This is a genomic window from Bifidobacteriaceae bacterium (assembly GCA_031281585.1).
Taxonomy (GTDB): Bacteria; Actinomycetota; Actinomycetes; order Actinomycetales; family WQXJ01; genus JAIRTF01.
Map to the genome: position 1 here is coordinate 15678 of JAITFE010000107.1, position 18697 is coordinate 34374.

Annotated in this window: 20 protein-coding genes; 1 reads left to right on the forward strand and 19 read right to left on the reverse strand. The window is 68.4% G+C overall.

Annotated elements, in window-relative coordinates:
• The first annotated feature begins 39 nt into the window (after nucleotides 1-39).
• Nucleotides 40-852, forward strand: a complete 813-nt coding sequence (locus LBC97_12085; GenBank protein ID MDR2566764.1) for a hypothetical protein — start codon at nucleotides 40-42, stop codon at nucleotides 850-852.
• 165 nt (nucleotides 853-1017) lie between these two features.
• Here LBC97_12085 and LBC97_12090 read toward each other — a convergent pair whose 3' ends face one another.
• The 19 genes from LBC97_12090 to LBC97_12180 form a co-directional block, all read right to left on the reverse strand.
• Complete coding sequence (locus tag LBC97_12090) at nucleotides 1018-2268, reverse strand: allantoate amidohydrolase (GenBank protein ID MDR2566765.1); 1251 nt, start codon at nucleotides 2266-2268, stop codon at nucleotides 1018-1020.
• A complete protein-coding gene (locus LBC97_12095; GenBank protein MDR2566766.1) occupies nucleotides 2265-3329 on the reverse strand; it encodes a hypothetical protein in 1065 nt (354 codons plus the stop codon). Before LBC97_12095 ends, LBC97_12090 begins: the two co-directional genes overlap by 4 nt.
• A complete protein-coding gene (locus tag LBC97_12100; GenBank protein MDR2566767.1) occupies nucleotides 3326-4078 on the reverse strand; it encodes an amino acid ABC transporter ATP-binding protein in 753 nt (250 codons plus the stop codon). Before LBC97_12100 ends, LBC97_12095 begins: the two co-directional genes overlap by 4 nt.
• Nucleotides 4079-4149: 71 nt before the next feature.
• Nucleotides 4150-5214, reverse strand: a complete 1065-nt coding sequence (locus LBC97_12105) for an ABC transporter permease subunit (protein MDR2566768.1) — start codon at nucleotides 5212-5214, stop codon at nucleotides 4150-4152.
• Entirely contained in the window at nucleotides 5211-6155 is a 945-nt protein-coding gene (locus LBC97_12110) for an ABC transporter substrate-binding protein (GenBank protein ID MDR2566769.1), read from the reverse strand. The genes LBC97_12105 and LBC97_12110 overlap by 4 nt, the downstream gene beginning before the upstream one ends.
• 185 nt (nucleotides 6156-6340) lie before the next feature.
• Entirely contained in the window at nucleotides 6341-6949 is a 609-nt protein-coding gene (locus LBC97_12115) for a helix-turn-helix domain-containing protein (GenBank protein ID MDR2566770.1), read from the reverse strand.
• 52 nt (nucleotides 6950-7001) lie between these two features.
• The gene (locus LBC97_12120; GenBank protein ID MDR2566771.1) at nucleotides 7002-8825 is read right to left on the reverse strand and encodes a thiamine pyrophosphate-binding protein; all 1824 of its coding nucleotides are present in this window, start codon (nucleotides 8823-8825) and stop codon (nucleotides 7002-7004) included.
• Complete coding sequence (locus LBC97_12125) at nucleotides 8822-9835, reverse strand: hypothetical protein (GenBank protein MDR2566772.1); 1014 nt, start codon at nucleotides 9833-9835, stop codon at nucleotides 8822-8824. Before LBC97_12125 ends, LBC97_12120 begins: the two co-directional genes overlap by 4 nt.
• A gap of 192 nt (nucleotides 9836-10027) precedes the next feature.
• Nucleotides 10028-10222, reverse strand: coding sequence for a hypothetical protein (locus tag LBC97_12130; GenBank protein ID MDR2566773.1), 195 nt, complete (start codon nucleotides 10220-10222; stop codon nucleotides 10028-10030).
• Between the two features lie 78 nt (nucleotides 10223-10300).
• Nucleotides 10301-10783 carry a DUF1648 domain-containing protein gene (locus LBC97_12135; protein ID MDR2566774.1) on the reverse strand — a complete coding sequence of 161 codons (483 nt, stop codon included), beginning with the start codon at nucleotides 10781-10783 and terminating at the stop codon, nucleotides 10301-10303.
• Between the two features lie 143 nt (nucleotides 10784-10926).
• Entirely contained in the window at nucleotides 10927-11967 is a 1041-nt protein-coding gene (locus LBC97_12140) for an acetylxylan esterase (GenBank protein MDR2566775.1), read from the reverse strand.
• Nucleotides 11968-11976: 9 nt separating this feature from the next.
• On the reverse strand, nucleotides 11977-13395 hold the full coding sequence (cysS, locus tag LBC97_12145; GenBank protein ID MDR2566776.1) for a cysteine--tRNA ligase: 1419 nt from the start codon (nucleotides 13393-13395) through the stop codon (nucleotides 11977-11979).
• 10 nt (nucleotides 13396-13405) lie between these two features.
• The gene (ispF, locus tag LBC97_12150) at nucleotides 13406-13921 is read right to left on the reverse strand and encodes a 2-C-methyl-D-erythritol 2,4-cyclodiphosphate synthase (protein MDR2566777.1); all 516 of its coding nucleotides are present in this window, start codon (nucleotides 13919-13921) and stop codon (nucleotides 13406-13408) included.
• A gap of 21 nt (nucleotides 13922-13942) precedes the next feature.
• Nucleotides 13943-14464: a CarD family transcriptional regulator gene (locus tag LBC97_12155; protein ID MDR2566778.1), complete on the reverse strand. Its 522-nt coding sequence runs from the start codon at nucleotides 14462-14464 to the stop codon at nucleotides 13943-13945.
• A 106-nt stretch (nucleotides 14465-14570) separates the two neighbouring features.
• Complete coding sequence (locus tag LBC97_12160) at nucleotides 14571-15311, reverse strand: phosphoglyceromutase (protein MDR2566779.1); 741 nt, start codon at nucleotides 15309-15311, stop codon at nucleotides 14571-14573.
• 6 nt (nucleotides 15312-15317) lie between these two features.
• Nucleotides 15318-15677: an Lsr2 family protein gene (locus tag LBC97_12165; protein ID MDR2566780.1), complete on the reverse strand. Its 360-nt coding sequence runs from the start codon at nucleotides 15675-15677 to the stop codon at nucleotides 15318-15320.
• A 190-nt stretch (nucleotides 15678-15867) separates the two neighbouring features.
• Nucleotides 15868-17382, reverse strand: coding sequence for a lysine--tRNA ligase (gene lysS / locus LBC97_12170; GenBank protein MDR2566781.1), 1515 nt, complete (start codon nucleotides 17380-17382; stop codon nucleotides 15868-15870).
• Complete coding sequence (panC, locus tag LBC97_12175) at nucleotides 17379-18242, reverse strand: pantoate--beta-alanine ligase (protein ID MDR2566782.1); 864 nt, start codon at nucleotides 18240-18242, stop codon at nucleotides 17379-17381. Before panC ends, lysS begins: the two co-directional genes overlap by 4 nt.
• Nucleotides 18239-18697: DUF2520 domain-containing protein (locus LBC97_12180; protein MDR2566783.1), on the reverse strand; the 459-nt coding region annotated here is incomplete at its 5' end. The genes panC and LBC97_12180, both read right to left, overlap by 4 nt.

Below are 18697 nucleotides of genomic sequence, written 5' to 3' on the forward strand. Positions count from 1 at the left end.
GAATCCGCACGCCGAACCCACCGAGCCCCAAGGAGCCCCATGAAGGCCTACGACATCCTCTTCGAACGAGCCGACGGAACAGCGGCATACGATCCGGAATACGGCGACACGTTTCCCGCTCCGGACCGTCCGGCAGACGGCTGGATTGGCACCGAGGGCCCAGGGATGGACCCGGAAACCTGGCCCCGTGGCCCGGAGACCGGTTTACCCATGTTCCACGCGATCACCCTCCGGCTGCCCGCCGACTACCAGCGGAAAGGCGCCGCCTTCACGGGGATCGCGTTCTTCCAGGGCGAGGGCGAATTCGCCGAGCCGTACAAGGCGCGCGGGTTCAGGGACCCGTTCGTGAAACAGCTCAAGGACGCGCGGCCGCATCCGCAGTTGCAGCTCCGCGAAGACTTGATCGGCGGGCAGTTCGCGCTGATCTGGTTGACCGAGGAAGAGCTGTCCCGCGGGCCGGCATCGCCGCCGCCGGATCCGCGCCGCCCCGGCGAGCATCTCGGCTCCGACGACGGCGGCCCAAACGCCTGGGACGAGGGTCCTCACGCCGTCCAGCGGGTGTGGCTGGCCGAGAGGCCCGACCCGAACGCCGGCCTGGCCCCCCTGGACCATTCCGGCCCCGATGACGCCTACCGCCCCAGGTTCGACTCGGCCACCTGGGAACTGGAACCGTGGGCGCGGCCGCTGGCGGGACGTTGCCATCTTGGCGGCACCGCTTTCCCCATCCAGGCCCTGCCAGACGGCCTGACCCCGTGGTACTTGGAGTTGACGGAGTTGCCCGGCCTCAACTTCGGCACCGGCAACGCCCAGATCGACCTCGAATCCGACGCGTTCGACTGGGCCTGTGGCTAGCCGAGGCCCGGCCCGCCGTCGCCTTGGCGGCGCCCGACCCACCGCGTAGCGGATACGCCCAAACTGCAAGAACTTGCCAGCCCAAACCGCCAGGGAACTCATGGCCAAACTGGCAAACCCCACTTGACGCAGGCGCCGCTCCTCGATTGGGCCGCGGCTGGCCTCTCAACTGGGCGGCAGGTCCCCGGCCGCGCCGCCGATCAGTTCGCCCACGACCTCGGTCAGCAGGTCCAGGCCGGCCAGCAGGTCGGCGTCGCCGGTGAACTCCGCCTCGCTATGGGAAACGCCCTGGGCTGACGGGACGAACAGCATCACGGTGGGGACCATCCGCTTCAGATTGGTCGAATCGTGGCCGGCAATCGTCAAAATGGGCCGGTGGCGCAATCCCAACCGGTCGGCGCACCGCCGCGCGAGTTCCACGCCGCCCGGGGCGTACGGCTCCATGTCCCACGCGTGCGTCAGTTGCGCGTCGACCCGCACGCGGGCCTGTTTGCCCGCCTCCGCCAACCGCTCCTCCAGTTCGGCCGCGGCCCGGTTCAGCAGTTCCACGTCCGCCGACCGCAGGTCGGCCAGGAGCTTCACCCGGCTCGCGACCACCACCGGCGAGTTCGGGTAAACCTCCATTTGCCCGATGCCGCTGTGCAGTTTCCCGTTCGAAGCGTCCGCCAACGCTCGGATCGCCACGGTGACGAGGGCCGCGCCGTACAGGGCGTCGCGGCGGTCCGCCATGATGGCCGAGCCGGAATGGGCTTGCTCGCCGGTGATCTCGATTGAGTATTTGCGGGCCGCCCAAGCGCTGGTCACCAGGCCGATCGGGTAGCCGGTGTCCTCCAATTCGCGTCCCTGCTCCACGTGGATTTCCGCGGCGCAGGCCGCTTCGGGGCCGTCCCAGTCTCCCAGCATCCCCTGGGCGGCCAACGCCTCGGCGACAGTTTGGCCCGCCCGGTCTTGGGTGGCGAGCGCGGCGGCGGGCGCCATGGCGCGGGTGTAGCAGGCGGAGCCCATCATGGACGGTTGGAAGCGCGACCCTTCCTCGTTGAACCAATTGACCACGGCCAGGTTGAGCCGGGGCGTCAGGCGTCCGGTGGCTATCGACTCCGAAACGGCGAACGCCGCGTGGGCCGCCGCCAAGACGCCGTAGGCGCCGTCGAAACGACCCGCTGTCGGCTGCGAGTCGAGATGCGAGCCGACCAGGACGGCTGGCGCGTCCGGCACCCACCCGCGAAGGCCGAATTGGTTGCCCACCCGGTCATAGACGACTTCGAATCCGTTGGCCGCCAGCAACCCGGCCAACCAGCGCCGCGCCGCCGCGTCGGCCGCCGTGGCGGCTTGCCTGTCCACGCCTCCGCGCCCGGTGGCGCCAATGGCGGACAGTTCCGCGAAGTCGGCCAGGAATTGGTCGTGGGACACGGTCATGCCGTATCGCCTCCTTGTCGTTTGAGCCAGTTCACAAGATTGCGGGCGGGGTCCAGTTGGTAGCGCTCCAACGAAGCGGTGGACAGGAACGCCATGTGGGGCGTGGCGATGGTGCGCGGATGGAACAGGAGCGGGTCGCCGGCCAAGGGCGGTTCGCAGTCCGCCACGTCGGCGCAATAGGCGGCCAGCCGGCCGGATTCGAGCGCCGCCAAGACCGCCTGACTGTCCACCAACCGCCCGCGCGAGACGTTGACCAGCAAGGTCCCGTCCTTCATGGCCGCCAACGCGGCCGCGTCGATCAGGTGCTCAGTCTCCCCAGTCAGCGGCAAATGCAGCGAAATGATGTCGGAACACGCAAGCACCTCAGGCAGCCCGGCCAACCGGACGGCTGGGCCGATCCAACCGGTTGGCTGGGCGCGACGGGCCGGGCCGGCATCGCGCGCGGGGTTGGTGGCGCGGGCGGGCGAGGCGGCGTCGGCGGGATTCGGGGCGGCGCCCGCCTTGGCGGGTTCGGCAGCCGGGTCGGCCGCCAACACCGCGCCGACCATTGGGCCCAGGTAGTCCGCCACTTTTCGGCCGATCCGGCCGAAGCCGACCAGGCCGAGCGTCATTTGGCTGAGGGCGGGCGGCACCTGGCCGACCTGTTCCGTCCAGCCGCCTTGGCGAACGACCTCGCGGCCGTGGTCCAGGCGGCGGATCGCGGACAAGACCAAAGCGACGGTGTGGGCGGCCACCTCCTCGGTGGAAGCGTCCGCCATCGGCAGGACCACCACCCCGCGCGCCTCGGCGGCGGCCGCGTCCACCATGTCCGCGCCTGTGGACGTGGTGGCCAAGACCCTCAAGTTGGGCAGTTGGTCCATGACGGCTGGCCCGATTTGGGCGTAGCCGACAATCCCGCCCACAGCGGCGCGGGCGGCGGCCGGCACTTGGGTGTCGCGGTCCAGGCTCAAGCACAGACTCGAGAAGCCCTGGTCGGCCAGGTAGGCGCGAGCGGGTTCCAAGTCGATGTCGGTCTGGTCCGTGAAGACCACCAGCCGGCCGGGTTGGGCGCGCCCGCTCATGCGGCCGAGCCCATGAACTTGCGGGTCCGTTCCAGCCTGGGGTTGTCGATCACTTCCCGAGCCGGACCCTCTTCGATGATCACCCCGTGGTCCACGAAGACCACGCGATCCGCCACCTCGCGGGCGAAGCCCAGTTCGTGGGTGACGACCAACATGGTCATCCCCGTGTCCGCAAGCGAGCGCATCACCTCCAGCACCTCGCCGACCAGTTCGGGGTCCAGGGCGGAGGTGGGCTCGTCGAACAACATCACCTCCGGGCGCATGGCCAGCGCCCGCGCGATAGCGACCCGCTGCTGCTGCCCGCCAGACAACTGCGAGGGATAGTGGCTTCCGCGATCCGCCAGGCCCACGCGGGCCAGGAGCGCGTCCGCCTGCTCGCGGGCGTCCCGCCGGGGCACGCCCAGGCAGCGAACTGGCGCCTCCGCCACGTTTTCCGCCGCCGTGAGGTGCGGGAAGAGGTTGAACCGCTGGAACACCATGCCGATCTTGCGGCGGCGCCGAGCCACTTCCCTGGGCTTCAGCTCATACAGTTTGCCGCCTTTGGCCTTGTAGCCGATGTATTCGCCCGCCACCTGGATGGAACCCGCGTCAGGGGTCTCGAGGTGGTTGACGCAGCGCAGAAAGGTCGACTTGCCCGAACCGGACGGCCCCAGCATGCACACGACCTCCCCCGTTTCCACGGCCAAGCTGATGTCTTGCAGCACCAAAGTGGTGCCGTAGGACTTCTCCACGCCGACGGCCTCGACCATGTGCCGGGGCGCCGCGGCCCCGGCGGCCCCTTCGGCCCCGGCGGCAACGCTCGGTTTGCCAAGCGGCGTGCTCATTGTTCCTCCCCAGACTGCGCCCCTGCGGCGGAAACCCGTTCCCCGCCCCGGTCCCGGCCACGGTCTAGGCCGCTGTCGCGATCACCGCCCCGGTCCCGCTCGCCACCCCGGTCCAGGTCGCCGCCCCGGTCCCGGTCCCGACTCCGCACCGGGACCAGACCTTTCGCCACCGTCCCCGGCCCAAGGCGGCGCGGGGCCAGTCCCCGCGCCTTGGCGAGGCGCCGCTCAAGAACCGCCTGCCCGGCGGTCAGGATGCTGGTCAACACGAGGTACCAGGCCGAGGCCACCATGTACATCTCCATGCGGCTGAAATCGGCCGTGCCGAGGCGCTGCGCCATGGTCAGCAGGTCCCCGGCGCCGATCACCGCCACAAGCGAGGTCTCTTTCAGCAACGTCACCGCCTCGTTGCCGAGCGGCGGGACAATGGACCGCAAGGCCTGGGGCAAGATGATCCGTCGCAGGGCCAACGCCTTTGTCATTCCGAGGGCGGCGCAAGCCTCGCTCTGGCCTGAGTCAACCCCAATGATTCCGCCTCGGATGATCTCGGCCATGTAGGCGGACTCATTGAACGCCAGGCCGAGCCCCGCAGCCGTCAACGGCGTTATCAACTCGGTGGTGTTGACCTCGGTGAACCCCAGGTTCAGTTCGGGGAGAAACAGGCCAAGGTTGAACCAGATCAGAATCTGCACCATCACGGGGGTGCCCCGGAACAACCAGATGAAACCGCCGGAGAAGGACCGCAGCAGCGGACTGGCCGACATCTTCATGGTCGCTAACGCGATCCCTCCCGCCAAGCCCAACGCCATGGAGCTCGCGGTGAGCAGGATGGTCACCCCCATGCCGACAAAGATGCTGCGGGCGAACAGACGCTCCCACACAATCCCCCAGCGCAGAATCGAGTTTTCGGCGACCTGCCAGGCCAGCAACGCGGCCAGAATCAAGACCAGCGCGGTGGCGGCCCAGCGCCCCCAATGGCGGATCGGCACCACCGGGGGCGCGTTCCGGGCGGCCAGCCCCGGCGCGGGGGCTGGCGCCGGGGCGGGGGCCGGGGCGAAAGTCATTCGCCCGCGTTGACGGTGATTTCGCCGATGGCCGAGGCACCCAGACCGTGCTTTTCCAACACGGTCGCATAGGTGCCGTCATCCAGCAAGCCCTGCAACGCGACCTGGAGAGCGTCCCGCAACTGCGTCGAATCTTTGGCGAGCGCGTAGCCCAGCGGTTTGGTTTGGAAGGGCTCAGCGTTGGCCAGCTCAAGTTCGCTGCCACCGCCGACCTTCGCCACCCTGTCGCGCGCCACCGGGTCCTGCGACAAAGTCGCCGCCACCCGGCCGGTCTGAAGCTGCATGTACGCGTCGTCGTCCGTCGCCTGGGGCAGGATGTCGATGGGCGAATCGGCGCAAAGGTCGGCGTTGAACTCCTGGAGGATGGTCTCCTGCGCTGATGCCGTCAGCACCGAAACGGCCTTGCCGCACAGGTCGGCCTCGCCCTTGACGCCCTCCGGGTTGCCGGCCGCCACCACGATCGACTGGCCGGTCAGGAAGTAGTCCACCATGTCGTAGTTGGCCTGGCGGTTGGCGTTGTCGGTGAGCGCCGCCACGATCACGTCATACCGGCCCGTGTCGATCCCCGGCAAGAGGCTGTCAAAAGCGGCGTTTTCCAGGGTGTATTCAACCCCGAGCGCCTTAGCGACCTCGTCGAACAAGTCGACGTCCAGGCCGATGATGGTTTGGCCGTCCTCCGCCAGGTAGTCGTACGGCGGGTAAAACGCCTCCGTGCCAACCTTGATCGGCTCGCCGTTCAAGAACTCCTCCGGCAACAGCGCGCGCGCCTCCTGGTTCACACCGGTCGACGCGGGCGAACCGCCGGCGGCGCTGGAGGCGGGAGCGCTGGCGGGCCCGCTCGGCGATTCGCTGACCGGATCCGCACAGGCGGTCATGGTCGCGGCGGCGGCGACCCCGGCGAGGAGCGCGACCGCGCGGAGAGCTCTAGTTCCCAATGGCATGTCTGGTCCTTTCGGTTAGGGCCGTGGCCCTGTGGCCAATTAGATAACATTCATAACCTATTAGGAAACAAGCGGTCAGCTTGCGTCGGTCATCTGGCTTTTACCGGGGGACCCAAGGAATTAGCGGCCCGGTAACGGCCCGTACACATGACGGCCCGCCCGTCGCCCCCGACTGGCGCGACAAGTCACAGCCCGGCCCCCGCCGTCCCGGTCCAGGCCGCGGGCACCAGCACCCAGATCAAATCCACGCCTTGACTTGGGTCGAGAACCTTCCAACTGTGCGGCTCGCGCCCCTCCAGCGTGAGCGAGTCGCCGGCCGCCAGGTCCCAGTGCTCCAAAGTCGCCATCAGGCGGATCGACCCAGCCACCACATGCACAAACTCCACGTCCGCGTTGACCGTGTAGAGGTCCTCGCCGGCCGTGGCCTGGTCGCCGGGGTTCGACTGGGAGCGCAAGACCTGGAACCGGGCCTCGCGCCGGGGCGAGAGCAGCCGCTCGGAAATCAGGTGGCCCCCCAGATGGATCGGCGGCGCCTGGTCCCAGGGCACATGCACCACGTCCGGCTGGATGAACAGGTCCCCCAACGGAATGTTGAGCACGTCGCAGAGCATCACCAGGGTGGAGACCGACGGTGAGACCAGGTCGCGTTCCACCCGGCTGAGGAACCCCTTCGACAAACCAGTCGCGGCGGCCATGTTCTCGATTGTCAACTGCCGCTCTTGGCGCCTGGCCCGCAGTTTGCGGCCGACAGCCGCGCGCACGTCCCTGGGAGCGATCTGGACCGGGCGGTTCATGGCCCCCAACACTATCCCTGTCCGGCCCGCGCCGTGACTCCGGCCGGGTTCGTCAACCGGCGAGCAGCGGCCGGTGGGCGCCCGCCCGCCCCAGGTGGGTCGGCGCGAACAGCCCCACACACTGGCGCAGCCGCACCGCCAACGGCCGGCCCGAATCGAAAGTCAGCGCCTCGGCCAGGTTTGCGGCCGTCGCCTCCCGCGTCTCAATCCCCATGCGGGCGGCGGCCGCCAGGTAGTCGAAAGGCTCGAAGTCGGTTCCGAACGCCCCGCCGTACGCGTCCTCCATGTAGCCGCGCAACACGCCATACCCCGAGTCGTCAATGATCAGCCAGGTCACCGGCGCGCCGCTGGCCGCCAGGGTGGTCAGTTCGGCCACGGAGTAGAGCCCGCCGCCGTCGCCGCTGACCGCCAACGTGGGCCGCCCCGTCGCCAAAGCCGCCCCGATCGCCGCCGGCAAGGCGAACCCCAGGCCCCCGCACTGCGCGTTCTCGAACCCGCCGCCTCGCGCGTCCCAAGCGTTCCAGGCCCAGTAGGCCAGGGTCGTCATGTCCCAAAACGTCGAGGCCGCCTCCGGCGTGGCGGCCCGCACCGCCGCCAGCAGCCCCCGTTCCAGTTCCAGGTCTTGGCCGTCCAGCCGTTGCCCGATGCCGTCCGCCAGCCCCGCCACCAGCGCACGGGCCCCAGCCGGGTCGCGCTTGGCCACGCCCGCCTCGCTCAGCGCCGCCGTCAGCCCCTCCAGCCCCGCGCGCGCGTCCGCCACCAGGCTGATCGCCGGATAGTTCGCGCCGACCACCGCCGGGTCGGCGTCCAAATGGATCAGCGTCCCCCGTGGCCGCAGCCGGAAATAGTTGGTGGACAACTCCCCCAGGCCCGTCCCGACGGCCAGCAGCACGTCCGCCTGCTCTAGAAACTCCGTGGTGGCCAGGTCCTCGATCCAGCCGCCCGCGCTCAGCGGATGGTCCCCGGCGAACGCCGCCCGCCCGCCAAAGGTGGTCACCACCGGCGCGGCCAACAACTCGGCCAAGTCCCGCAGGGCCGGCCCGGCCCCGGCCCTGACCACGCCCCCGCCAGCCAGAATCCGCGGCGTCGCCGCACCGGCCAACGCCTGCGCGGCCGCCGCGAAGGCGGCGGCGCCAGCGCCGCCGCTCGGTTCATGCTGCTCGGGACCGGATTCGGCGACCCCGGCCGCATGGGAGGCCGCAGTTCCGTGTCCGCCGCCGTGCTGTTCGCCTGCCCGCAGTCCACCCGCAGCGTTTCCATGCGAATTCGCGGCGGCGCCAAACCCCGCCCCTGAGGCCGCACCGCAGGCCGGCGCGGAGCCAGCCCCAAACCCGGCGGAACCGGGGGCGGCGGCGCGCTGCACGTCATCGGGCAATTCGACGTAAACCGGACCCCACGGCGGCGTGGCGGCCAACCGCCAGGCCTCCCGCAATAGCGTCTCGACCTGTTCGGGCGCCCGGATCTGGAAGACGCCTTTAACCACCGGCGCGAAGCTCGCCGCCTGGTCGGACAGCTGGTGCAGGTAGCCGTGGCGCCCGCCCAGCGCGGTGGTGGGAACCTGGGCGGCCATGAGCAGCACCGGCGAACAGGCGGCCGCCGCCTCTTGCAGGCCGGGCAGGGTCATCAAGGCGCCCGGCCCCGCCGACACGATCGCCGGGGTCACCCGCCCGGTTTCGCGGGCGAAGCCGTCGGCGGCGAAGACCGCGTTGTTCTCCAGTTTGAAGCCCGTGTAAGGGAGATCCGAGCGGCGCAGGGCGTCGAAAAGCCCGAGCGCGTGCTGGCCCGGCAGCCCAAAGACCCTCCGCGCCCCCAAGCACCTCAGCGTGGCGATCGCCACCTCCCCGCCGGTCGGGCCGGCGGCGGACGTCGCGCTCACCAGTCGCGGACCAGTTCGTGGGTGGAGCAGTGGATGCCGCCGCCGTTCTTGTTGATCTCCCGGAACTTGACCGGTATGACCTCCACGCCGTGCTTCGAATTGAGCTTTTCCGCCGTCCGCACCAGGTGGGAGGGGAAGAAAACCCGGCGGCGGTCCAGCGTCAGCATGTTGCAGGCCCAGTCTTCGCCCACTTCGGTGTCCACCGTCTCGATCCCCATCTCCCACAAGGTGGTCTGGAAGTCGTAGGGGGCCAGGCGGGGGTTGATCAACGCCAAATCGTCGTCAATCATGGCGAAGAAGATGTCGATGTGGATCTGGTAGCCGGGCATGTTGAGCCGGACCAGTTCAATGCCGTGCTCCGCCAGGAACGCCGCGAGCTGCCGGTAGCCCTCGTAGTTGCAGCGCACCGACGTGCCGAAGAAGGCCTTGTCCGGGCGCACCTTGGCGAACGAGCCGCCCTCCGCCACGCCGGTGCCGGTGATGGTGCCCAGGATGGGGGCCCCGGCCGCGGCCAGCACCCGTGTGATGTCCTGCTCTTCGCCGCGCCGCATGCGGGGCGCCATCCGGGCGACTATAGAACCGCCGGGGATGGTGAAAAGCGGATCCCTCGTGAAGACGGCCTTGGTGAACTGCGGGGCCATTTGCGGAGCGATGATCACCTCCACGTCATGCGCTTTCAGCTGGGCGATGAAGTCTTGGAACTCTTGGTGCAGCCCCTCAAGGTCGGGAAGGTCCCGGCCCATCCAATACCAGCGCTTGTTCGGGTCCACGTAGGCCTGGAGATCCTCGTTCCAGGCCGCGTCGCCCAGCCTGGCCACCTCCTCCAGTCCGGCGGATGGGAGCCGCATGACCACGGTGCGCAGGCGGGAGACCTCGTCCACCGCGCCCCAGGGGCGTCCCCAGGTGGCGGCCAACTCGTCTCTGTCGGCGAAGGCGGGCGTCGGCTCGGGGCCCAGGATGTGGTGCACCAGGCCATCGGACATGCTGAGGGTTGGATCGGTTCCGGTCACGGTGGACTCCTGCGGTTTTCTCTAAGTTACTTCGATTTGCTTGCTTAGCAACTTAGCAGCGCGGGGGCCATGCCCAAACGCTTCTACGTGAACTCTGCGTAAACTCTCATCCGCCCGCCGGGCCGGCCCAAGGGTCAACCAGGGACACGCCCAGGTCGCGGAAATGTTTCACGTTGCGCAGACAGATGGCGGTCAGTCCCCGGCCGGAACGTGCCCCCGCCAATTCATTCCAACTGTGGAAGGCAACTCCATGTCGAACCGATCCTCATCCGACAAGAGAAGCTCTTTCAAGGTGGGCGGACGCAGGGACTCGATGCGACGCCATTCTTCGATTGGCACCAGGACAATGGCGTCCACTCCCCGACGCCCGACAGCCTGGCTGGTCATCTGTCTAGTTTAGACGCCAGCCACGGCGGGGAGCGGGCCGGTGGCCAGCCCGGTCATCGGTCTCGGCCGTCCGGGCCGTCACGGACCCGACAGGTTGTATGTCGCCTTGGCGCGGTTGGCGGCGCGCACCATCAGGCCAATCCCGACTGGCGGCAGCACAATTCCCGCCGTCAGCCCGGCGGACACAGCCACCCCTGTGCCCACGTTGGCCAAGTCGAAGTACGTCATGGCGACTCCGGCCAGGACGGCCAGCAGCGCCAGGTTCAGCCACACCATCATCCGTTCGCCCGCGCGGTACACGGCCTGCGCATTGACGGGGGTGATCTCAAACGGGTAGTTGAACCACTGCGGACGGCGGGCGAGCCAGCCGAGCCCCTCGACCAGCACCACAAGCACCGCCAGAATTATTACGAGCACCCACTTGGGGCCCCAGCCGTCCGCCTCGCCGGCAAGGTTGTAGTGGGTCGGCATCTCCGCCGGCGCGGACGGGTACCGCGCCAGGACCAGGCCCAGAATCAACGGCGCCCCGACCAGCCCGACCACCCACAAAATCCGCGTCACGGGACCAGTCTCAAAGTTCCGCGCGGGCCTGTTCTTCGGCAACTTCGGCATGCCCTCCCCCTTTTCGCAGCCGCGTTCGCGTCGATGCCAACAATTCTACTCAACCACGAAATGGGGCCAGTCGGAGGAAACGGGGACGGTACCTATTTCGCTGGCGAAATAGGTACCGTCCCCGTTTCCGGCAGGTGGCGGCGGAAGAACTCCGCCGCTTGGAGCAGGTCTTCGCTCGCGCCGCCCTCGTGGCCCGCGAAAGGCCAGACCTGGATGTCTTTGGGGCCCGCGTAGGCGTTGTAGGCGCCGAACACCGTCGAGGCGGGCGTGAGATCATCCGCCAAGCCCGTGGCGAAGTGGGCCGGGGCCCGGCACCGGCGGGCGAAGTTGACCCCGTCCACATAAGACAAGGTGCGCCGGACCGAGGCCTCGTCGGCCGGACGCACAGCCAGGTAGGTGGCGATTTCCTGGTACGCCCCCTGGTCGGTGACGTCCACGCCGCGCATCACGTCCACCATGAACGGACTCAGCACCACCGCCGCGCGGACCAGGCCGGGCACCAGGGCCGCCGCGGCGAGGGCCGCGCCGCCGCCCTGCGAACGCCCGAACACGCCGATGCGGGACGGGTCGACCAGTTCCAACTCGGCGGCGGCGTCCACCGCCCGCGCCGCGTCGGTGAACAGACGCGCGTAATAGTAGGTCTCGGGCGCCATCACGCCTTTGGTCACAAACCCCGGCGTCATGGGGCCGGAGCCGTGCGGGTCCGGGGTGTCGCCCGGCGCCCACGTGGCGCCCTGGCCCCGCGTGTCCATCCGGAACTGGGCAAACCCGAGCGCGGGCCACACCAGGTCGTCAAGCGGCCAGCTTCGCCCGCCGCCGTAACCCCCGAACTGGACAACGCAGGCGGGCGGGCGGACGGCATCGGGCACCCCCGAACCCGAAACCAGACCCGAACCCGAACCCGAAACAGGCAACCGCAGCCAGGCCTTCACCGGCTCGCCGCTGAAACCTGAAAACGTGACGTCAAAAACCTCCACGCCGTGCAAGTCCAACTCGACCCGTTCCGGGACGGGCCTGCCCCCGTCCGCCCGCGACTCGTGCAGGGCGACCTCCCAAAACACGTCGAAATCGTCCGGCTCGCGCGTTTGGGACTGGTAGGACCGCAACTCCTCCAAGGGCAGATCACGCAGCATCAGGCCAGGTTAGCCGCCTAAGGACAACTCCCACCGGGGGCCCGCCGGGGAGTCCTCCACTTGGATGCCTGCGGCCGCCAGGCGGTCCCGGATGGCGTCCGCGACCGCGAAATCGCGGGCGGCGCGGGCGGCGGCGCGGGCCTCCAACTGCCCCTCGACCAAGGCGGCCAGGGCCGATTCGGCCTTCGCGGACGCGGCGGATTCCGTCCAAGGCGCCGCCAAAGGATCCATGCCCAGCGCCGCCAGCATGGCCCTGACCTCAAGCAACGCCGCCAACGCCTCGTCGTCCTGGTAATCCGACAAGGCGGTGTTGCCCCGCCGGACGGCATCGTGAACCTGGGCCAAGGCGACCGTGGTCCCCAAGTCGTCGTCCATCGCGGCCACAAAGGCGCCGGGCAAGGGCACGTCCACGACCGGCTGGCCGGACCCGACCCGTTCGCCGGCCCGCCGGATGAAGCCGATGATCCGCTCATAGGCGGCGGACGCCTCCGCCAAAGTCGAATCGGAAAACTCCAAAGTGGACCGGTAATGCGCCGCCGTCAAGACGTAGCGGATCACAATCGGATCAGCCTGTTTCAGCAGTTCAGAGGCCAACAGGGTGTTGCCGAGCGACTTCGACATCTTGGTCCCGGCCTGGGTGATGAAGGCGTTGTGGACCCAGTAGCGGGCAAAGCCGTAGCCGGCGGCGCGGGACTGCGCCTGCTCGTTCTCATGATGCGGGAACCGCAGATCGATCCCGCCGCCGTGGATGTCGAACGTCTCGCCCAGGTAGCGCAGCGACATGGTGGAGCACTCTAGGTGCCAACCCGGCCGGCCCCGGCCCCACGGCGTGTCCCAGGACGCGTCGAGCGGCTCGGTCGGCTTGACAGCCTTCCACAATGCGAAATCATGCGGGTCGCGTTTGTCGTCCGCCTCCGGTTCGTCCTCGGCCGAAACGAGGTCCTCCAGCCGCTGATGGGTCAGCGACCCGTAATCCGGGTAGGAGCGCACGTCGAAGTAGACGTTGCCGGGACGGCCCGTGTAGGCGTGGCCGCGCGCGATCAGCCGGTCGATGAACTCGATCATGTCCGGCACCACCCCGGTGGCCCGCGGTTCGTAGGTGGGCGGCCGCACGCCCAACGCGTCGTAGGCGGCCGTGAACGCCCGCTCCCAGTGACCGGCCCACGCCCACCATGGCTCCCCCGCCTGGGCGGCCTTGTTCAAGATCTTGTCGTCAATGTCGGTGACGTTGCGGATGAACCGCACCTTGTTGCCGGCCCGCTCCAGCCAGCGCCGCAAGATGTCGAAGACGACGGCCGGCCGCAAATGCCCAATGTGGGGGGCGTCCTGGACCGTCGCCCCGCACTGGTAGATGCCCACATAGCCGGGGGTGAGTGGTTCAAACGGCCGGACGGTGCCGGTGGCGGAATCGTGCAGCGAAAGGCTCATGGGCTTCAGATTACTGGGCCTGACCGTCCGCCGCGGCGCCGGCGGGCGCCCGCAGCAGGCAGACGGCCAACGCCGCCAGCCCCTCGCCGCGGCCGGTGAACCCCATCGTGTCCGTTGTGGTGGCCGTCACGCTCACGGGCGCCCCCAGAATTTGCCCGATGCCGTCTTCCGCCTCCCGGCGCCGGCCCGCGAGTCGCGGGTGGTTGCCTATCACCTGGACGCTTGCGCTCTCAATCGCAAAGCCGGCCCGCCGAACCAACCTGACGGTTTCGGTCAGGAATTCGGCCGATGCCGCGCCCGCGTATTCGGGTCGGTCGGTTCCGAAGAGGTGCCCGATGTCGCCCAGCCCGGCCGCCGCCCCCAAGGCGTCCACCAGCGCGTGGGCCGCCACGTCGCCGTCCGAATGCCCCGCGAGGGCCGGTTCGTCCGGCCATTCGAGCAGGGCCAGGCGCAACGGTCGCGGCTCCCCGACGCCTGGGTCGGCGAAACGGTGGGCGTCAAACCCCTGGCCGACCCGCAAAGCCACTGCCGGTGGTTGGTCGGCGCGTTATTCCGCGTCGACTGCGGCCTGGGGGCCGGCGCCAATGGCGGCGGCCAGGATCTCGTCAAGGCGGCCCTCGGCCACCTCCTCGTCAATGCTTTCCGCCAACGCCAGCTCAGAGACCAGGATCTGCCGGGCGCGGGCGAGCATCCGTTTCTCGCCGGCGCTCAGCCCCCGGTCCGAGTCGCGTCGCGACAAGTCCCGCACCACTTCCGACACCTTGATCACATCGCCCGAGGCGATCTTCTCAACGTTCGCCTTGTAGCGCCGCGACCAGTTGGTCGGCTCCTCCCTGACGTCGGCCCGAAGCACTTCGAAGACGCGCTCCAACCCGTCGCGTCCAACCACGTCTCGCACGCCGACCAACTCGACGTTGTCCGCCGGAACCTCGATTGTCAGGTCGCCCTGAGTGACGCGCAATTTGAGGTACAGCTTCTCCTCGCCCCGAATGGTGCGGGTGCTGATTTCCTCGATGAGCGCGGCGCCGTGGTGCGGATACACCACGGTCTCTCCAACTGCAAATGCCATAATTTCGGTCTTGTCCCCTCTCGCGGCAGTCAAGTTTAGCACGCCTGCTTCCCCAAGCGGCCGACGAGAGGGGCATAATCCCAGGCCAGACGGCCAATTCAAGTGTTCAGGCTTTGCCTTGGTTGGCTACCGCGGCAATGGCGGCCTTGGCGGCCTCCGGGTCCAGGTAAGTGCCGCCGGCCTTGACCGGCTTCAGATCGTGGTCTAGGTCGTAGACCAAGGGAATGCCTGTTGGGATATTCAAGCCGGCAATAGCCGCGTCCGAAATCCCGTCGAGGTGCTTGACCAAAGCCCGCAACGAGTTGCCGTGGGCCGCGACCAGAACCGTCTTGCCTTCCACCAGGTCCGGCACGATCGCCTCCTGCCAATATGGCAGCGCCCGGACCAGCACGTCCTTGAGGGCTTCGGTCCGCACCAGCGGCGCGCCCGCGTAGCGCGGGTCGCCGTCTTGGGAATATTGCGATCCCAGTTCGATTTCCGGGGGCGGCGTGTCATAGGAACGCCGCCAAATCATGAACTGCTCTTCGCCGTATTCGTCGCGGATTTGGGTCTTGTTCTTGCCCTGCAGCGCGCCGTAGTGACGCTCGTTCAGCCGCCATGAGCGCTTGACGGGAATCCAGAGCCGATCAGCCGCGTCAAGCGCCAACTCGGCGGTGACGATGGCTCGGCGCAACAAAGAAGTGTGCAAAACATCTGGCAACACTCCCGCGCCGGTCAACAGTTCGCCTCCGCGAATGGCTTCTGCGCGCCCTTTCTCCGACAGGGGCACGTCGACCCAGCCGGTGAATAGATTCTTGGCGTTCCATTCGCTTTCGCCGTGGCGGAGCAGGACAAGCTTGTACGTCATTGACGGTCAGCCCTCCCGGTGGGCGGCGTAATAGGCTTCCCGGATCGGCGCCGGAATGCGGCCCCGGTCGGAAACCTCGAGGCTTTGCTCGCGCGCCCAGGCGCGGATCTTGGCAATGTCGCCATTGGCGGCGGGACGGCGCGGACGAGTGGTCGCGCGGGTTGCGGCGCGGCCTGCCTTGGCGCCGCGGGCGGGGACCCGGCGCGCGGACTCAACCCACTTCGCCAGACCTTTCCGAAGCTCGCCGGCATGGTCGGCGCTCAAATCGATCTCATAGTTGACTCCGTCGAGTCCGAATGTGACTGTTTCGGTCGCGTCAGACCCGTCGAGGTCGTCGACCAAGAGAACTTGGACACGCTGTGCCATTTTTTGGATCTCCTATCCTTTGAAAACTGGGCGGACGGCTCGTGGCGCCGCATGGCGGTGATGACGAAGAAAGCATAGCTCGGATTCTTGGGAGTTTTATCCGCCTTATGGACCAGGACCACGGAGCGGGAACGGCGGCCGCGCCGGCCTGGGGCCGCCGAACGATTGGCCGGCGGCCCGAAGCCCCGCCTTAGGACTGCGGTTTGACCAATGGGAAGAGAATTGTCTCGCGAATTCCTAATCCCGTTAGGGCCATCAGCAGGCGGTCGACCCCCATGCCCATCCCGCCGGACGGGGGCATGCCGTACTCCAGGGCGGACAGGAAGTCCTCGTCCAGGGCCATGGCCTCCAAATCGCCCGCGGCCACGGCGGCGGCCTGGGCTTCGAGGCGCTGACGCTGGATCACCGGGTCCACCAGTTCGGAATAGCCGGTGGCCAGTTCGAATCCCCTGAGATACAGATCCCATTTTTCCACCACCCCCGGCTTGGAGCGGTGGTCCCGTGTTAGCGGCGAGGTCTCCACGGGGAAGTCCATGACGAATGTCGGCTCATACAGTTCGTTCCCGATCAGCTCTTCAAACAACTCTTCGATCAACTTGCCGTGCCCGGCCCTGGCCGGGTCATAGCTGATCTCCCGGGCGTCCGCGATCCGCCGAAGGTGGTCTGCCGACGTCGCCGGGGTGATTTCCTCGCCGAGGGCCTCGCTGAGCGAATCGTAAAGGCTGACGCGGCGCCACTCGCCGCCCAAATCGTAGTGCTCGCCGTTGGCCAGCGTGACTTTGGTCGACCCGGCGATCGCCTGGGCGGCATCGACAATGATCTGCTGGGTCAGGTCGGCGATCGTGTTGTAATCGCCGTAGGCCTCATAAACCTCCACCGACGTGAACTCGGGGGCGTGCGACGAATCGACGCCCTCGTTGCGGAAGATCCGCCCGATCTCGAACACTTTGTCAATTCCGCCCACCACCGCCCGCTTCAGGAACAGCTCTGGGGCGATCCGCATATACAGCTCGATCCCAAACGCGTTCATGTGCGTGGTGAAGGGACGGGCGGCGGCGCCGCCATGCAACGTTTGAAGAATCGGGGTCTCGATTTCGCTGAAACCGCGGTCTTCCAGGGTCCGCCGGATGGATCGCACCAGTGCGACCCGGTTGCGGGCGATCTCTCGCGCCGCCGGCCGCACAATCAGGTCGGCGGGACGGTCCCGCACCCGCGATTCGTCTGACAACTCGGAATGCAGCACCGGCAATGGGCGCAGCGCCTTGGCGGCGATCATCCAGCCGGCGGCCAGCACGCTCAATTCCCCGCGCTTGGACGCTATCACGCGCCCGCGGACAAACAGGTGGTCCCCCAAATCAACTTCGGCTTTGAAGCGGTCAAGCGATTCTTGGCCGACTTCGGCCAGCGAAATCATCGCCTGGAGGCGATTGCCCGGTCCGTCCTGCAAGGTCGCAAAGCACAGTTTCCCGGTGTTGCGGATGAACACGACCCGCCCGGCGACACCCACCTCGGTGGTGGTTTCCTGACCCGCCGTCAAATGCCCGAACTGCTGGCGAACCGCCGCGATTGTCGTGGTCACGGGCACCGTGGCCGGGTAGGCCGCGTCGCCGCGCGCCAGGATGGCGGCGCGCTTGTCCCGGCGCACTTGCGACTGCTCGGAGACGTTGGCCGCGCGCGGCGGAGGGGTGGGAGTGGGTGAATTCACGCCCCCAAGGCTACCTCGGCGTTGTCGATCAGCCTGGTCCGGCCGACTTTGAGCGCGCCGATCAGCAGGGCGGGCCCGCGCCAGGCGTCACGGACGGGTTGGAAGGTGGCCGGGTCCACCAAGTCCAGATAGTCGGGCAGGCTCAGCCGTTCGCCCCGTCCCAGGGCCGCCAGCGCGGCCCGCCGCACTTCGCCCGCTTGCGCGCCGTCACGGGCAGCGGCTTGCCCGGCGGCGATGCCGTGTGGCAGCGCCAACGCCTCCTCCCGTTCCGCCGCCGAGAGGTAGCGGTTGCGGCTGGACAACGCCAGCCCGTCAGCCTCCCGGCGGGTCGGGACCGCGATGACCTCCCAGCCCAGGTCCAAGTCGGCCTTCATCTGCCGGATGACGGCCAATTGTTGGGCGTCCTTTTGCCCGAACACAGCCGCCGTCGCGCCCGTGCGGGCGGCGAGTTTGTGAACCACGGTGGCGACCCCGGCGAAGTGTCCGGGCCTGATGGCGCCCTCGAACACGTTTCCCAAAGGGCCCGGATCAATGCCGACCTGAGGGCGTCCGCGCGGGTACATGTCGTTGGCCGACGGGGCGTAGACCAGGTCCACGCCCCGTCCCGCCAGCGCCTCAAGGTCCGCCTCAAGGGTCCTGGGATAGGTGTCGAAGTCCTCGGCGGGGCCGAACTGAAGCGGATTGACGAAGATTGTCACCACTACCTGGCCGCCAACGCTTTGGCGGTGCCGGTTGGCCGCTTCGACCAGGTCGAGATGCCCTTGATGCAGGGCGCCCATGGTCATGACGACGGCCCGCGGGCCGGGCTGCATGCGGGCTCGCAGCTCCGGCCAACTGCGCGCGAGGCGCCGCAGGCTCATGACGGCGCCCCGTTCAGCGCTTCCAAACTGGCCGCCGCTTGAGCCGGAGAAACCCGCCCGTCCCGCTCCGCCGCCCGGATCGTGGCGGCCGCCAATTGGCGGTAACTGGCCACCGTGTCGAGGGCGGCCGTTCCGGCCGAGTCAACCGCGACGTCCGGGTCGACGAGCGCGCCCCGCCCGGCGGCGTAAGCCCTCAGGGCTTCGATGTGCGTTTCGAGCGTGCCCGCGTCGCCTCGGCTGGCCGGGCCGGTCAGCGCGCCGACGCCCTGGCCGAGGGCTCCTTCCAGGGCGACCCGCGTCAACGGTCCAATCAAGGCGGCCGGATCGCCGATCCCGGCGTATTCCAACACGTCAAGGGCCTGCGTCAGCAGAGTTACCAGATGATTTGCGGCGTGGCTGACGGCCGCGTGATACGCGCCCCGGACGCCGGGCGGGAGTTGGAACGGCTGGCCGCC

Excerpts from the sequence above, each read along its gene's own strand:
- LBC97_12085 (MDR2566764.1), top strand. The coding sequence starts at position 40 with ATGAAGGCCTACGACATCCTCTTCGAACGAGCCGACGGAACAGCGGCA.
- LBC97_12090 (MDR2566765.1), bottom strand. The coding sequence starts at position 2,268 with ATGACCGTGTCCCACGACCAATTCCTGGCCGACTTCGCGGAACTGTCC.
- LBC97_12095 (MDR2566766.1), bottom strand. The coding sequence starts at position 3,329 with ATGAGCGGGCGCGCCCAACCCGGCCGGCTGGTGGTCTTCACGGACCAG.
- LBC97_12100 (MDR2566767.1), bottom strand. The coding sequence starts at position 4,078 with ATGGTCGAGGCCGTCGGCGTGGAGAAGTCCTACGGCACCACTTTGGTG.
- LBC97_12105 (MDR2566768.1), bottom strand. The coding sequence starts at position 5,214 with ATGACTTTCGCCCCGGCCCCCGCCCCGGCGCCAGCCCCCGCGCCGGGG.
- LBC97_12110 (MDR2566769.1), bottom strand. The coding sequence starts at position 6,155 with ATGCCATTGGGAACTAGAGCTCTCCGCGCGGTCGCGCTCCTCGCCGGG.
- LBC97_12115 (MDR2566770.1), bottom strand. The coding sequence starts at position 6,949 with ATGAACCGCCCGGTCCAGATCGCTCCCAGGGACGTGCGCGCGGCTGTC.
- LBC97_12130 (MDR2566773.1), bottom strand. The coding sequence starts at position 10,222 with ATGACCAGCCAGGCTGTCGGGCGTCGGGGAGTGGACGCCATTGTCCTG.
- LBC97_12140 (MDR2566775.1), bottom strand. The coding sequence starts at position 11,967 with ATGCTGCGTGATCTGCCCTTGGAGGAGTTGCGGTCCTACCAGTCCCAA.
- cysS (MDR2566776.1), bottom strand. The coding sequence starts at position 13,395 with ATGAGCCTTTCGCTGCACGATTCCGCCACCGGCACCGTCCGGCCGTTT.
- LBC97_12155 (MDR2566778.1), bottom strand. The coding sequence starts at position 14,464 with ATGGCATTTGCAGTTGGAGAGACCGTGGTGTATCCGCACCACGGCGCC.
- LBC97_12160 (MDR2566779.1), bottom strand. The coding sequence starts at position 15,311 with ATGACGTACAAGCTTGTCCTGCTCCGCCACGGCGAAAGCGAATGGAAC.
- LBC97_12165 (MDR2566780.1), bottom strand. The coding sequence starts at position 15,677 with ATGGCACAGCGTGTCCAAGTTCTCTTGGTCGACGACCTCGACGGGTCT.
- panC (MDR2566782.1), bottom strand. The coding sequence starts at position 18,242 with ATGAGCCTGCGGCGCCTCGCGCGCAGTTGGCCGGAGCTGCGAGCCCGC.